Genomic DNA, 12,843 nt, shown 5'->3' with positions numbered 1-12,843 from the left:
TCGCGGGTGTGACGGAGTCGGCGGCGCAGCGGTGGGGGGTCTCCCCCGTGGGCCGCGTGGCCGCCCCCGTCAAGGAGCAGGTCGTCACGGCGATCCGCGACGCGATCCTCGACTTCAAGCTCAAGCCCGGCGACCGCCTGGTGGAGCGGGAGATCATCGAGTCGATGGAGGTCTCGCGCGCCACGGTGCGCGAGGCGATCAGCGTCCTCGCCTCCGAGGGCCTCGTCACGGTCGTGCCGCAGCGCGGCGCGCACGTCACCGCCCCCACGCTCGAGGACGCCGAGGACCTCTACGAGGTGCGCGCCTCGCTCGAGTCGCTCGTGGTGCGCCGCTTCATCGACCGCGCCACCGACGTCGACGTCGCCCACCTCGTGGCGACCGTCGACCGCATGGCCGAGCGCCTCGACGAGCCGCCGACGATCATCGACTTCCTCAAGGCGAAGGACGAGTTCTACGACGTCCTCCTCGCCGGCGCCCGCTCGGCGTCGCTCACGCAGCTGCTGGGCTCGATCCAGGCGCGCGTGCGCCTGCTGCGCGTCACCTCGCTCTCGACCGCCGACCGCCTCCCGCACGTCGTGCGCGAGATGCGCGAGATCGTCGAGGCCATCGAGGCCCGCAACCCCGATCGCGCGGCCCGCCTCATGGCCGAGCACATCCACATGGCGTCGCGGCTCGCGCTGCGCGCCCTCCACGCGCAGGCCTGACCCGCGCCCCACCCGTGCCGGTCCGCCGGCGCTCCGTCGACGGCCCACGGCCGCCGGCGCACCAGACCGGTCCCCGCGACCGTCCACGTCACCGCGAAGGAGCAGACCGTGACCCTCACCCCCCGTCAGCAGCAGTCGAAGGACGCGTTCGTCGAGCAGCGCGGCGAAGGCGCCTGGAGCCCGCTCTGGGAGTCGATCGCGAAGATCGACCCCGAGTTCCTCGACGCCTACCGCGAGCTCTCGATGGTGCCCTGGCGCAAGACGCACCTCGACGCCAAGACGAAGGAGCTCATCTACATCGCCGTCGACGCCAACGCGACGCACATGTACCTGCCGGGCGTGCGCCAGCACATCCAGGCCGCCTTCCGCCACGGCGCGACCGTGCAGGAGATCATGGAGGTCATCGAGTGCGCCTCCACGCTCGGCATCCACGCCATGAACATCGGCGTGCCGATCCTCGTGGAGGTGCTCGAGGAGCAGGGGCTGCGCACGGGGCCCGCCGAGCTCGATGCCCATCAGGAGGCCCTGAAGGCCGACTTCACGCGCACCCGCGGCTATTGGCACTCCTTCTGGGACGAGATGCTCGAGCTCGACCCCGAGATGTTCGAGGCCTACACCGCCTTCTCGTCCGTGCCGTGGCGCACCGGCACGCTCGAGCCGAAGGTCAAGGAGTTCGTCTACATCGCCTTCGACACCGCCGCGACCCACCTCTACAAGCCGGGCCTGAAGCTCCACATCGAGAACGCGATCGGCTACGGAGCGACGCCGGGCGAGATCCTCGAGGTCATGGAGATCGCGAGCGTCATCGGCATCCACGCCGCGACGACGGCCGTGCCGATCCTCGTGGAGGAGGCCGAGGCGGCGGGGCAGCCGCTGCCCTGAAACGAGCGTGCCCGACCAGCGCTGCTGATCGACGGGCGTCGTGCCTGACGGCACGGCGCCCGTCGCTCGTCGCACCACGACCTCGCCCTGACGAGCGCCACCCGAACTCCCCGACCACTCCCAGCCGCCCGGCGCCACCCTGGAGGCGTACCCCGACCGCCGCGAAGATGGAGCCCGCGATGCCTGACCGTCGCACCGCATCCGACGCCGACGAGCGCCTCGGCGCCTACCTCAACGAGCACCTGCTCGGCGCCGAGGGCGGCGTGCGCGCGTTCCGCGCCGCCGTCCGCACGTGGGAGGGCACGCCGCACGAGGCGGCGCTCGACGCTGTGGCCGACGAGGTCGACCGCGACCGCCGCGACCTCGCCCGCATCATCATGCGGCTCGGCCACAAGCCCGCCGGCTGGAAGCGATTCTTCACAGGCTTCCTCCGCGCGTTCGGCGCGGCCGGCCCTTACAACCTGATGCGTCGGCGCCGCGCCTCGACCGCCCAGATCGAGCTCGACCTCCTCACCGGCGCCGTGCGTGCGAAGCGGCTCATGTGGGAGGCGCTGCTCGAGCTCGCCGAGGACGACGCCCGCCACGACGTGCCCCTGCTGCGCGACCTCGTCGCGCGCGCCGATCACCAGCTCGACGAGCTCGCCCGCATCACCCTCGCGACCGTGCGCGAGCGCTTCGGCAACGGCGACCCGCGCGAGGCACACGAGCGGGATGCCGGCGGCCGGGAGACCGAGCACCACGGCCACGCCCCCGCCGACGACCAGCCGAGCCCGCAGACCTGATGACCACCGCCATCGTCGTCGGCGCCGGCCCCAACGGGCTGACGGCCGCGGCCGTGCTCGCGCGCGCCGGCCTCGACGTCACGGTGCACGAGCGGCTCCCCTACCCCGGCGGCGCCGCCTCGAGCGGGCCACTGCTCGGCGACGGCACCATCGTCGACCTCGGCTCCGCCTCCCACCCCTTCGGCGCCGGCAGCCCCGCGTTCCGCTCGCTCGGCGTCGACCAGCACGTGGAGTGGCTCCACGCCGCCGACCCGCTCGCGCATCCGCTCCCCGACGGCAGCGCCGCCTTCCTCCACCGCGACGCCGAGGCGACCGCCCGCCAGCTCGGCGTCGACCGGCGCGCCTGGCTGCGCCTCCACGCACCCGCCACCGAGAGCCCGTACGACACGGTCGAGGCGGTCATGGGGCCGCTCGTGCGCATCCCCGAGCATCCGCTGCTGCTCGCCCGGCTCGGCCTGCGCGGCGCGTGGCCCGCGCTGCCGCTCGCGCGCACCGTCTTCCGCTCCGGCGCAGCGCAGGCGCTGTTCGGCGGGCAGGCCACCCATGCGACGCTGCCGCTCACGCACCTCATGACGAGCGCCTTCGGCATCGCCTTCGGCGGCGTCGGCCACACCATCGGCTGGCCGTTCGCGAAGGGCGGCTCGCAGGCGGTGGCGGATGCGCTCGTGCGCGTCGTCGAGGCGCACGGCGGCCGCGTCGAGCTCGGCAGCGAGATCACCGACCTCGCCGACCTCCCGCCCGCCGACCTCGTGCTGCTCGACACCACGCCCACGCAGACGCTCGCGCTCGCCGGCGGCCGCCTCGATCGCGCGTACGCGCGGCGCATCCGCGGCTGGGACTACGGCCCCGCCGTCTCGAAGGTCGACTACCTGCTCGACGGGCCCGTGCCGTGGCTCGACGCGCGCGTCGAGGGCGCGGGCACCGTGCACGTGGTGGGCCGCATCGAGGAGATCCAGGAGGCGGAGGCCGCGGTCGCCGCCGGACGCTTGCCCGAGCGGCCGTTCGTGCTCGTCTGCCAGCCGAGCGCCGCCGACCCCTCCCGCGCGCCCGATGGCCAGCACATCCTCTGGACCTACGCGCACGTGCCCTTCGGCTGGCCCGGCGACGCGCGCTCGGCGATCGAGGCGCAGATCGAGCGCTTCGCGCCGGGCTTCCGCGACCGCATCGTGCGCGCCGTCTCCACCCCGCCCGCCGCGCTCGAGGCCTGGAACCCCAACCTCGTCGGCGGCGCCATCGGCGGCGGCTCGCTCGCCGGGCTGCAGCAGCTCGCGCGGCCGCTGCTGGCGCATCCGTACCGGGCCGGCACCGGCCTCTACGTCTGCTCCTCCTCCACGCCGCCCGGCGGCGGCGTGCACGGCATGTCCGGATGGCACGCGGCGCACGCGGCGCTGCGCGACCTCGGGGTGCGCGAGGGCTGAGGAGGGCGGCGGTGGCCGGGGCGCGGGAGGTCCGGAGGAATCAGCCGTCAGCGGGCACATGGGCGCGTAGTGCATCCATGCGGCCGCTCAGAGCGGATTCCTCCGGAGCACGCACGGCAGCCCGGAGGAATCCGCACTCAGCGGCGGGCCAGCTGGATAATCCACTCGGCCTCCCGCTCAGGCCCGAATCCTCCGGACACCACCAGTCGAGCCAGACCGGGGAGCCCCCATGGAATGGCTGACCTGGCTCGACGCCCCGCACGCCGAGCTCGCCCGGCAGGTGCTGCAGCGCGGCACGGCGCTGATCTTCGCGGTCGCGTTCCTCAGCACCCTGCTCCAGTTCCCGGCCCTCGCGGGCGAGCGCGGCCTCTCCCCGGCGCCCCGCTTCATCGCCGCCGGCGGCCTCGACAGCCTGCCGAGCCTCTTCCGCATCCGCTACTCCGACCGCCTGCTCCGCACCCTCTGCCTCATCTGCATCGCGATCGCCCTGGCGCTCGTCGCGGGCCTGCCGCAGGCCGGCCCGCCGTGGCTGCCGATGCTCGCGTTCCTCATCCTCTGGGCCGTCTACCTCTCGATCCTCCCGATCGGCCAGACGTTCTGGGGCTACGGGTGGGAGCTGCTGCTCGTCGAGGCCGGCTTCACGGTCGCGTTCCTCGGCTCGCACGAGGTGGCCCCGCCCATCCCGATCCTGCTGCTCGTCTGCTGGCTCGTCTTCCGCCTCGAGCTCGGCGCCGGCCTCATCAAGATCCGGGGCGGCCGCGAGTGGCGCGACCTCACCGCGCTCGCCTTCCACCACGAGACGCAGCCGATGCCCGGCCCGCTCAGCCGCCGCGCGCACCTGCTCCCGCGCTGGTTCCACAAGGGCGAGGTGCTCGGCAACCACGTCGCACAGCTCGGCGCACCCTGGCTGCTCTTCCTGCCGCAGCCGATCGCGAGCATCGGCGCCGCCGTCATCATCGCCACGCAGGGCTGGCTCGTGCTCACCGGCAACTTCGCCTGGCTCAACTGGCTCACGATCGCGCTCGCGTTCGCTGCCGTCGACGACCGGGTCGTCGCCTGGCTCGTGCCGGCGTGGGATGCGTCGCACGACTACGCGCCGACACCCGCCTGGTTCCAGGTCGTCGTGCTGGCGGTCGCCGTGCTCGTCGTCGCGCTCTCGATCCCGGCCGCCCGCAACCTGCTCTCGCGCCGCCAGCTGATGAACGCCTCCTTCAACCGCTTCCGCATCGCGAACGCGTACGGCGCGTTCGGCACCGTGACGAAGCGGCGTGACGAGGTGATCGTCGAGGGCACGGAGTCGGAGGCGCCGGATGCGGGCTGGCAGGAGTACGGCTTCCGCGGCAAGCCGGGCGACCCGGCCCGCCGGCCGCCGTGGCTCGCGCCGCACCACGAGCGGCTCGGCTGGCAGCTGTGGTTCCTCGCGCTCGGCGCCCGCGGGCCGTGGTTCCCGGTGCTGCTCGAGCGCCTGCTCGAGGCGGACCCGGCCACGCTGCGGCTGCTCGCCCACGATCCCTTCGATGGCCAGCCGCCGCACTGGATCCGCGCCCGCACCTTCCGCTACCGCTTCGCGACGCACGAGGAGCGCCGCCGCACGGGCCTCACCTGGATCCGCGAGGAGGTCGGCACGCTCGTGGCGCCCATCCGCCGCCGGACCTGATCGGCGGCGTCACCGAACCTGCCGGCGGCGCTCACCTGATCAGGGCGCCCGCGGACCTCAGCGCTCGAAGGTGCCGACGACGCGCGCCTGCTCGAGGATCGCCGAGGCGTGCCGGTCGAGGAACTCCTCATAGGTCGGCGTGCCGGTCACCCGCTCCGAGAGCGCATAGACCCAGGCGTAGTAGTGGTGCACGCCATGGCCCTCGGGCGGTTGCGGGCCGAACCATCCGGTCTCGCCCGCGCTGTTGGGCCCGGCGGAGCCCGCGGCGGGATCGATCGCCCCGTCGACCGCCGGGAGCCCGTAGACCGCCCAGTGCGTGAAGCCGCGCGCCATCGGCGCATCGGGATCGTGCACGACGAGCGCGAGCTCGACCGCCCCGTCGGGCACGCCCGTCACGGTGAACGTGGGCGCCGCGTTGCCGCCGTCCTTGCTCAGCCCCTCGGGGATCGCGCCTCCCGCCTCGTACTCGGCGGCGGCGATGGCGAGGTCGGCGACGTGCGGGCCCATGGTGCTCCTTCGGATCGGCTGCCCCGTCGGGGCGCGGACGGCCCACGCTAGGAGCGGCGCCAGGGCGGCACCTGTGCCCGGCATCCGATGCTCCGCAGAGGGTGCCGGAGGGGCGAGGGCGAGCGGAGCGCCTAGACGATCGCAGTGTCGAAGCCCATGACGGCCTCGCGCAGCGACGCGCGCAGCTGCACGTCGTCCCACTGCGGGTGGCGGATGCGGCGCGGCTTGAGCCCGTGCCAGTAGCCGCCGTCGAGCTCCTCGGCCGGCGCCTCGGTCGCGAGGTAGAGGAGCGGGAGGGCGGCCTGCTCGGGCGGCGTCCAGAAGCTGCGGGTCACCTGCGACGCCAGCAGCCGCTGCAGCATCGGGGAGTCGCGCCAGATCGCGCTCGGCACGTAGCCCGGGTGGAACGATGCGAAGCCGATCTCGGCATAGCGGCCGCCGCGCACCATCTCGTCGATCACCAGCAGGCCCGCGAGCTTCGCCGCGCCGTACGACCGCAGCATCGAGTAGCCGCTGCGGTCGCCCTCGAGATCGCCCGCGACGAGCCGCGCGGTGCGGTGCACGGCGCTCGAGGTGACCACGACGCGGCCGTGGGACTCGCGCAGCCGCGGCAGCAGCATCCGGCCCAGGAGCGTCGGCGAGAGGAGGTTGACCTGCCAGGTGCGCTCGTGGCCGTCGATGGTGCGGCGGCGCTCGGCGTAGAGGGCGCCGGCGTTGAGGGCGAGCACGTCGATGCGCGGCACCTCCTCGAGCAGCCGCGCGGCGAGGTCGCGCACGCTGAGCGCCTCCTCGAAGTCGGCGAGCATGCAGCGCATGCCGAGCTCGTCGGCGAGCGCGGTGGTGCGCTCCGGAGCGCGGCCGACGAGGATCACCTCGTGGCCGGCGGCGACGAGCGCCCGGGCGGCGGCCGCGCCGATGCCCGAGCTGGCACCCGTCAGCACGACGGTCTTCGGCTCGCCCATGCGCTCTCCCTCGGCCCCAAGCGCAGCGTCAACGTTCGCTCAGGTGTGAACGTAGCACAACCGGAAGGCGCATCCGCTTGGTTACGATCCGAAGGTGAGTGAGCAGGTACGGCGCCGCGACGCCGAGCGCAACCGGGCGCGCATCCTCGAGGTCGCCGCAGAGCGCATCGAGGCCGGAGAGAGCGTGGCCCACAAGGACCTCGCGCGGGCGGCCGAGGTCGGCGTGGGCACGGTGTACCGCGCGTTCCCCGCGCGCCCCGACCTCATCGCCGCGCTCGCCGAGCCGCACCTGCGCCAGCTCGCCGCGCTCGTCCGCTCCGCGGTCGACGCCGACGACCCGCTCGAGGTCGCCGTCGTCGGCGCCGTCGCGCTCCTCGGCCAGCACCCCGACGTCGCCGAGCAGCTGCGCGCGCAGGCGGGAGAGCCGGATGCGCCGGAGGCCGTCGTCGACGTGGTCGCCGCGCTCGACGAGCTCGTCGCGCACCTCGGCGACCGCGTGCACCAGGGCGTGACCGGCGTCGCGCTCGCGCACCTCGTGTGCGCCGTCGACTTCGCCGCCGAGCTCGCGCACGACGACGGGGCCGCCCGCCGCCTGCAGCTCTCGATCGCGGTGCAGGGGCTCCGCGGCGCCTGACCCGGACGGCGCCGCCGCACGCATCCGCACGTCAGCGGGAGGCCGCGTGCGACGCGCAGCCGGCGCCCCGCTCACGTGCCGATCCGGCGCCGAGCCCGCCCGCGCGCCGTCGGCCCGCTCCGCCTACACTGGCCGCACGCCGCGCCGCGGCGGACGATCGGGAGCACCATGACGACGTGGACCGACCGGCGCGACGACGCGCCCCGGCTGCTCGTCGAGCGCGCGCACGAGGAGCTCCTCGCCGGCCACGCCGACGACCCGCGGCTCGCCGCCGTCCGCTCCCTCGTGCGCGACTCCTGGAGCCGTTCCCTCACGGCGCTCGTCGGCGTCGAGGGCGCCCCGCCGCTCGACCTCGACGCCGAGGAGCTCGCCGCCTACCGCTCCGCGCATCCGCTCGCCGCCGCGATGGCGATGATCCGCGGGCTGCTGCTGCCCGGCGACGCGCTCGAGTCGGGCGTCGTCGTGGCGGTCGGGGATGCGGCGGGCCGGCTCCTGTGGGTCGAGGGCGACCGCAGCATCCGCGCGCTCACCGGCGACATGGGCTTCGTGGCGGGCGCGAACTGGTCGGAGGCGGCGGTCGGCACGGCCGCGCCCGGCACTGCGCTCGCGCTCGACCGCTCGGTGCAGATCCGCGGCCCCGAGCACTACAACCGGCTCGTGCAGCCGTGGTCGTGCACCGCCGCGCCCGTGCGGGATCCCGAGACGCGCGCCATCCTCGGCGTGCTCGACGTGACGGGCGGGTCGGAGGCGGCCACGGCGCAGGCGCAGCTGCTCGTCGACGCGACGGCGCGAGCCGTGGAGTCGGAGCTGCTCGTCGCGCGGCTGCGCGCCCGCGCCGAATCGACCGGGCACCGGAGCGCGCTGCCGAAGGCGCCCGCCCGGGCGCCAAAGCCCGCCTCGATCCTGCGCGTGCTGGGGCGCGACCTCGCCGTGCTCGAGGTGCACGGGCCCGATGGCGAGCGCACGGTCGAGCTCAGCGAGCGGCACGCCGAGCTGCTCCTCATGCTCGCTACGCACCGGCAGGGCCTCTCGGGCGAGCGGCTCGCCGAGCTCGTCTACGACGACGCGCGCTCCGACTCCCTCCGGCCCGAGATGGTGCGGCTCAAGAAGGTGCTCGCCGAGCACGCGCCGCACCTCGTGCCGGCCTCGCGCCCGTACCGGCTCGAGGCGCCGCTCGAGACCGACCTGCAGCAGATGCTGTCGCTGCTCGATCGCGGCGCGCACCGGGTGGCCCTCGCCGCGTATCCCGGGGATGCGCTGCCCGGCTCGCGCGCGCCGGGCGTGGAGGAGCTGCGCGACACGGCGCGCTCGACGCTGCGGGAGGCGCTGCTCGCGGAGGCGAGCGTGGAGGTGCTGCTCGCGTACGCCGACACGGCGGCGGGCGCGGACGACGCCGAGGTGCTGCGGCTGTGCCTGCGGATGCTGCCGGCGCGATCGCCGCGGCGGGCGGGCCTGGTGGCGCGCATCGAGCGGCTGGAGGGGTAGCTCCCTCCCGTTCCCCGCTGGTCGAGGAGGCCGCTGCCGTCTCGAGACCACCCGCGCAGAGCACTGCTCCCCACGCTGTGGTTTCGACACGCTCAGCCGCCTCCGGCGGCGGAGCGGCTCAACCAGCGGAACGCCTCGCTGGTCGAGGAGGCCGCTGCCGAAGGCCGCTGCCGTCTCGAGACCCGGTTAGCGGGCAGGGTCTCGTGACGCGAGCGGCTGCGCCGCGCGCTCCTCGACCAGCGCCGGAGGGCGCAACGCGATGCAACGTGCCTCGACGTAGCGTGCCCCGCAATCGCAGCGTCGCGATCCGCGGCGCAGGGCATGCCGAGTCAAGGGAGACAGCGATGACCATCGTCGACGACGACGTCCAGGCAGACACCACCCCGAGCACGGGCGCCTACGCCGCCCCCGGCGCCGACGGCTCGATCGTCAGCTACCGCTCCCGCTACGGCCACTACATCGGCGGCGAGTTCGTCGAGCCGGTCAAGGGCCAGTGGTTCGAGGACATCACGCCCGTCACCGGCAAGCCCTTCTGCGAGGTCGGCCGCGGCACCGCCGAGGACATCGACCGCGCCGTCGACGCCGCCTGGAAGGCGTTCCAGAGCTGGAAGACCACCTCCCCCACCGAGCGCGCGAACATCCTGGGCAGGATCGCCGACCGCATCGAGGCGAACCTCGAGCAGATCGCGGTCGCCGAGACGTGGGAGAACGGCAAGCCCGTGCGCGAGACGCTCGCGGCCGACATCCCGCTCGCCGTCGACCACTTCCGCTACTTCGCCGGCGTGCTCCGCGCGCAGGAGGGCAGCCTCAGCCAGCTCGACGGCGACACGATCGCGTACCACTTCCACGAGCCGCTCGGCGTGGTCGGCCAGATCATCCCCTGGAACTTCCCGCTGCTCATGGCCACCTGGAAGCTCGCGCCCGCGCTCGCCGCCGGCAACTGCGTCGTGCTGAAGCCGGCCGAGCAGACGCCCGCGTCGATCCTGCTGCTCATGGACCTCATCGGCGACCTCCTCCCGCCGGGCGTCGTCAACGTCGTGAACGGCTTCGGCATCGAGGCCGGCGCGCCCCTCGCGCAGCACCCGCGCATCCGCAAGGTCGCCTTCACGGGCGAGACCACCACGGGCCGCCTCATCATGCAGTACGCCTCGCAGAACCTCATCCCCGTCACGCTCGAGCTCGGCGGCAAGAGCCCCAACGTGTTCTTCGAAGATGTCGCGCGCGACACCGGCGACAGCTACTACGACAAGGCACTCGAGGGCTTCACGCTCTTCGCGCTCAACCAGGGCGAGGTGTGCACCTGCCCGAGCCGCGCGCTCATCCAGCGCTCCATCTACGACCAGCTGCTCGGCGACGGGCTCGAGCGCGTCGGCAAGGTGAAGCAGGGCAACCCGCTCGACCCGTCGACGATGATCGGCGCGCAGGCCTCGAACGACCAGCTCGAGAAGATCCTCAGCTACATCCAGATCGGCAAGGAGGGCGGTGCGAAGCTGCTCACGGGCGGCGAGCGCGTCGACCTCGGCGGCGACCTCTCGGGCGGCTACTACGTGCAGCCGACCGTCTTCGAGGGCACGAACGACATGCGGATCTTCCAGGAGGAGATCTTCGGACCGGTCCTCTCGGTCACGTCGTTCAGCGACTTCGACGACGCCATCTCGATCGCGAACGACACCCTCTACGGCCTCGGCGCGGGCGTGTGGAGCCGCTCGGGCGACATCGCCTACCGCGCCGGCCGGGCGATCGAGGCCGGCCGCGTGTGGACGAACACGTACCACCAGTACCCGGCGCACGCCGCGTTCGGCGGCTACAAGCAGTCGGGCATCGGGCGCGAGAACCACCTGAAGATGCTCGAGCACTACCAGCAGACGAAGAACCTGCTCGTCTCGTACGCCGACGGGGCGATGGGCTTCTTCTGATCGACCGGATGCGCGGGGCCGCACCGCGCATCCCCCGAACGCCAGCCGGGGCGGATGTCCCCACCCCGCCCCGGCTGCGCACCCTCACCCGACCGATGCCACCGACCGACGATGGAGGAGCGGATGTCCGAGCAGTTCGAGCGGGTCGCGATCACCGACGACGCGGCCGCCATGGTGCGGCAGCTCACCGCGCAGCACGGGCCGCTGATGTTCCACCAGTCGGGCGGCTGCTGCGACGGCTCGTCGCCCATGTGCTACCCGGTGGGGATGTTCCTGACCGGCGCAGGCGACGTGCTGCTGGGCGCCGTCGACGCGGGCCTCGACGACCCGGTCGAGGTGTACATGTCGGTGAGCCAGTTCGAGTACTGGAAGCACACGCACCTCACGATCGACATCGTGCCGGGCCGCGGCGCCGGCTTCTCGGTGGAGGGCCCGACCGGTATGCGCTTCCTCATCCGCTCCCGCATGCTCACCGAGCCCGAGCTCGTCCACTTCGGCCTCCTCGCCCCCTGACCCTCCTTCTCAACCGGTCCTGTGGTCGGCAGGCGCGACTATCGCGTCGGCCGACCACTGAACCGGTTGAGATCGGCATAGGGGCGCGTGCGACGATCGGCGGATGCTGGGGACGGGCCGGATGCGCGGCGCACGCGGGCGTGGCCGCCGCGGTGCGCTCGGTGCGGCTGGGGCCGTCGGCGCGGCTCGGGTCGCCGCCGCGCTGACCGCGGTGCTCGCGCTCGCAGCCTGCGCGCCGGGGTCGCTCGCGCCGGCGCCGAGCCCGACCCGCGCCGCGCGACCGAGCGCGAGCGCGAGCGCGAGCGCGACGCCGGAGCCGAGCGCGGATCCGGCGCCGGATCGCCCGGTCCTCTTCGCCTCCCTCGCCGCCTCCGACGGGCTCGCCATCGTCGACCCGGACCGGCCCGAGCCGCTGCTCGACGTCGTCGAGGTGGGCCGCGCGCCGTGGGGCGTCGCCGCGCACGAGGGCACGGCCTACGTCGCCACCGCCGACGGCCTCGCGATCGTCGACCTCGCCGCCCGCGAGCGCACCGCCCTCGTCCCCTACCTCCACCAGCCGGCGCCGCAGGCGGGTGCCGAGGGCTTCGGCGAGTACCGCGACGGCGGGCTCGGCATCGCCGTCTCGCCCGACGGCGAGCAGGTGGCGGTCGCGGTGCACCGCTGGCCGGATCCGGCGTGGCTCGAGGTCTACGACGTCGACGAGGGCGCCTTCACCGGCAGCGCCGACGTCGGCATCCGACCCTTCGACGTGCTGGCCGACCCCGAAGGCGACTGGTTCGCGACCGTCGACCACGACTCCTACTCGGTCTCGGTCGTCGGCCGGGCGACGCTCGCTGTCGAGCGCCACGAGATCGCGCCGTTCGGCGACCTCGGCTTCGCCGGCTGGGAGAAGCCGCACTACGGAGCGGTCACCGCCGACGGCAGGATCGCGCTGCCGTTCCAGGGGCTCGTGACGGTGCTGCTCGACCCGGCCACCGGCGCGACCGATCGGGTCGAGATGACTGCGAACAGCCACTCCCACGGCGTCGCGGCCGCGCCCGACGGCACGCTCGTGACCGCCGGCACCGGTGCGTTCGGCACTGCGAGGGGCATGCCGAACGCATCCTTCCTCGATCCCGCGAGCGGCGACGAGCGCGTCGTGCCGCTCGAGCATCCCCACGAGACCGTCGCGATCTGGCAGCCCGAGCCCGACGTCCCGTGGACGGCGGTGCTCGGCGGCGGCTTCACCCGCGACGGATGGTGGGACGGCCTCACGCTCGTCGACCCGGCGACGGGCGCCGTGCGCGAGGTGCCGCTCGCGGGCCGCCCGCAGCACGTGATCGCGGCGGTCCTCCCCGCCGAGTAGCGACCTGGTCTCAACCGGCTCCTTGGTAGGGCATCGAG

12 protein-coding genes are annotated in these 12,843 nt (G+C 74.0%); 10 read left to right on the top strand and 2 right to left on the bottom strand.

Going from position 1 to position 12,843, the window contains the following annotated elements; translation table 11 throughout:
- The first annotated feature begins 8 nt into the window (after positions 1–8).
- From IEW90_RS01490 to IEW90_RS01470, 5 genes are all read left to right on the top strand, one after another.
- Complete coding sequence (locus IEW90_RS01490) at positions 9–704, top strand: GntR family transcriptional regulator (RefSeq protein WP_229679438.1); 696 nt, start codon at positions 9–11, stop codon at positions 702–704.
- 108 nt (positions 705–812) lie between these two features.
- A complete protein-coding gene (locus tag IEW90_RS01485; RefSeq protein WP_188715294.1) occupies positions 813–1,586 on the top strand; it encodes a carboxymuconolactone decarboxylase family protein in 774 nt (257 codons plus the stop codon).
- A 179-nt stretch (positions 1,587–1,765) separates the two neighbouring features.
- A complete protein-coding gene (locus IEW90_RS01480; RefSeq protein ID WP_188715292.1) occupies positions 1,766–2,368 on the top strand; it encodes a hypothetical protein in 603 nt (200 codons plus the stop codon).
- On the top strand, positions 2,368–3,786 hold the full coding sequence (locus tag IEW90_RS01475; RefSeq protein ID WP_188715291.1) for a phytoene desaturase family protein: 1,419 nt from the start codon (positions 2,368–2,370) through the stop codon (positions 3,784–3,786). The genes IEW90_RS01480 and IEW90_RS01475 overlap by 1 nt, the downstream gene beginning before the upstream one ends.
- A 229-nt stretch (positions 3,787–4,015) precedes the next feature.
- The gene (locus IEW90_RS01470) at positions 4,016–5,443 is read left to right on the top strand and encodes a lipase maturation factor family protein (RefSeq protein ID WP_188715288.1); all 1,428 of its coding nucleotides are present in this window, start codon (positions 4,016–4,018) and stop codon (positions 5,441–5,443) included.
- Between the two features lie 57 nt (positions 5,444–5,500).
- Here the strand turns inward: IEW90_RS01470 and IEW90_RS01465 are convergent, their stop codons facing one another.
- Together IEW90_RS01465 and IEW90_RS01460 are read right to left on the bottom strand one after the other, a co-directional pair.
- A complete protein-coding gene (locus tag IEW90_RS01465) occupies positions 5,501–5,950 on the bottom strand; it encodes a YbhB/YbcL family Raf kinase inhibitor-like protein (RefSeq protein WP_188715286.1) in 450 nt (149 codons plus the stop codon).
- 131 nt (positions 5,951–6,081) lie between these two features.
- A complete protein-coding gene (locus tag IEW90_RS01460; RefSeq protein WP_188715284.1) occupies positions 6,082–6,912 on the bottom strand; it encodes an SDR family NAD(P)-dependent oxidoreductase in 831 nt (276 codons plus the stop codon).
- A 94-nt stretch (positions 6,913–7,006) separates the two neighbouring features.
- On the opposite strand from IEW90_RS01460, the gene IEW90_RS01455 reads away from it, so the two are divergent.
- The 5 genes from IEW90_RS01455 (at position 7,007) to IEW90_RS01435 (ending at position 12,805) form a co-directional block, all read left to right on the top strand.
- Positions 7,007–7,546, top strand: a complete 540-nt coding sequence (locus IEW90_RS01455; RefSeq protein WP_188715282.1) for a TetR/AcrR family transcriptional regulator — start codon at positions 7,007–7,009, stop codon at positions 7,544–7,546.
- Positions 7,547–7,714: 168 nt separating this feature from the next.
- Positions 7,715–9,031, top strand: a complete 1,317-nt coding sequence (locus tag IEW90_RS01450; RefSeq protein WP_188715280.1) for a sigma-54-dependent transcriptional regulator family protein — start codon at positions 7,715–7,717, stop codon at positions 9,029–9,031.
- Between the two features lie 344 nt (positions 9,032–9,375).
- Positions 9,376–10,947 (top strand): acetaldehyde dehydrogenase ExaC, encoded by a 1,572-nt coding sequence (exaC, locus tag IEW90_RS01445; protein WP_188715278.1) that lies wholly within the window; start codon positions 9,376–9,378, stop codon positions 10,945–10,947.
- Between the two features lie 123 nt (positions 10,948–11,070).
- Complete coding sequence (locus IEW90_RS01440) at positions 11,071–11,460, top strand: DUF779 domain-containing protein (RefSeq protein ID WP_188715276.1); 390 nt, start codon at positions 11,071–11,073, stop codon at positions 11,458–11,460.
- Between the two features lie 103 nt (positions 11,461–11,563).
- Complete coding sequence (locus tag IEW90_RS01435) at positions 11,564–12,805, top strand: YncE family protein (protein ID WP_188715273.1); 1,242 nt, start codon at positions 11,564–11,566, stop codon at positions 12,803–12,805.
- Positions 12,806–12,843 lie beyond the last annotated feature (38 nt).

Source organism: Agrococcus terreus, assembly GCF_014645235.1.
Taxonomy (GTDB): Bacteria; Actinomycetota; Actinomycetes; order Actinomycetales; family Microbacteriaceae; genus Agrococcus; species Agrococcus terreus.
The sequence above is the reverse complement of the archived record's forward strand: the minus strand, read 5'-3'. Positions and strand labels throughout refer to the sequence as shown.

What these genes read in the sequence shown, in the direction of transcription:
- IEW90_RS01480 (WP_188715292.1), top strand. Translation starts at nt 1,766, where the DNA reads ATGCCTGACCGTCGCACCGCATCCGACGCCGACGAGCGCCTCGGCGCC.
- IEW90_RS01475 (WP_188715291.1), top strand. Translation starts at nt 2,368, where the DNA reads ATGACCACCGCCATCGTCGTCGGCGCCGGCCCCAACGGGCTGACGGCC.
- IEW90_RS01470 (WP_188715288.1), top strand. Translation starts at nt 4,016, where the DNA reads ATGGAATGGCTGACCTGGCTCGACGCCCCGCACGCCGAGCTCGCCCGG.
- IEW90_RS01465 (WP_188715286.1), bottom strand. Translation starts at nt 5,950, where the DNA reads ATGGGCCCGCACGTCGCCGACCTCGCCATCGCCGCCGCCGAGTACGAG.
- IEW90_RS01460 (WP_188715284.1), bottom strand. Translation starts at nt 6,912, where the DNA reads ATGGGCGAGCCGAAGACCGTCGTGCTGACGGGTGCCAGCTCGGGCATC.
- IEW90_RS01450 (WP_188715280.1), top strand. Translation starts at nt 7,715, where the DNA reads ATGACGACGTGGACCGACCGGCGCGACGACGCGCCCCGGCTGCTCGTC.
- exaC (WP_188715278.1), top strand. Translation starts at nt 9,376, where the DNA reads ATGACCATCGTCGACGACGACGTCCAGGCAGACACCACCCCGAGCACG.
- IEW90_RS01440 (WP_188715276.1), top strand. Translation starts at nt 11,071, where the DNA reads ATGTCCGAGCAGTTCGAGCGGGTCGCGATCACCGACGACGCGGCCGCC.
- IEW90_RS01435 (WP_188715273.1), top strand. Translation starts at nt 11,564, where the DNA reads ATGCTGGGGACGGGCCGGATGCGCGGCGCACGCGGGCGTGGCCGCCGC.